Origin of the sequence: Pseudoalteromonas rubra, assembly GCF_005887095.1 — a bacterium.
In the GTDB taxonomy this organism is placed as follows: Bacteria; Pseudomonadota; Gammaproteobacteria; order Enterobacterales; family Alteromonadaceae; genus Pseudoalteromonas; species Pseudoalteromonas rubra_E.
Genome location: NZ_PNCI01000095.1, coordinates 1 through 629 on the forward strand (window position 1 = coordinate 1; position 629 = coordinate 629).

The following is a 629-nucleotide window of genomic DNA, read 5'->3' on the forward strand; positions in this document are numbered from 1 at the left end:
TGGGTGATTGAGATGGACGCTCCTAAATCGGCGTCAATGCGCCAAACTGATAGTGATTACACAGTTAACAGGAGCATCCATCATGAATCAAGTTAGCACATTATCCATTGACCTGGCTAAAAACGTTTTTCAGTTACTTGCTGTGGATAAGCACGGCAAGCCCTGTTTCTCACGCAGGGTTAACCGTCAGAAACTGAAAGAAACCATTCAGAATATGCCGCCTTGTGAAGTCGTTATGGAGGCCTGTGGCTGTGCCCACTACTGGGGAAGAATGTGTATCAAAGCAGGTCATAAAACACATTTGGTACCTGCGCAGCATGTCACCCCTTTTGTAAGAGGAAATAAAAACGATAAAAATGATTGCCTGGCCATTTATGAAGCCAGTCAGCGACCTTACATTCGCTTTGTGCCTGTGAAATCTGAATCACAGCAAGCCGTATTATTACTGCACCGGATGAGGGAAAGGTTGGTTAAGGCGCGTACCGCATGTCTGAATCAGACCCGGAGTTTTTTGCTTGAATTTGGCATTGAAACACCTAAAAGTTATCGCGCTTTTTACAACCACATTCAGACCTTACTCGACCAACAACTGCAACCGGTTATTCTGTTGCTTATACATGAAACTTGCG

Annotated in this window: 1 protein-coding gene; it reads left to right on the forward strand. The window is 44.7% G+C overall.

Translation table 11 applies throughout. The features are described 5' to 3' along the window. Positions 1-82: 82 nt before the first annotated feature. Positions 83-629: IS110 family transposase (locus tag CWB99_RS22950; RefSeq protein ID WP_138553684.1), on the forward strand; the 547-nt coding region annotated here is incomplete at its 3' end.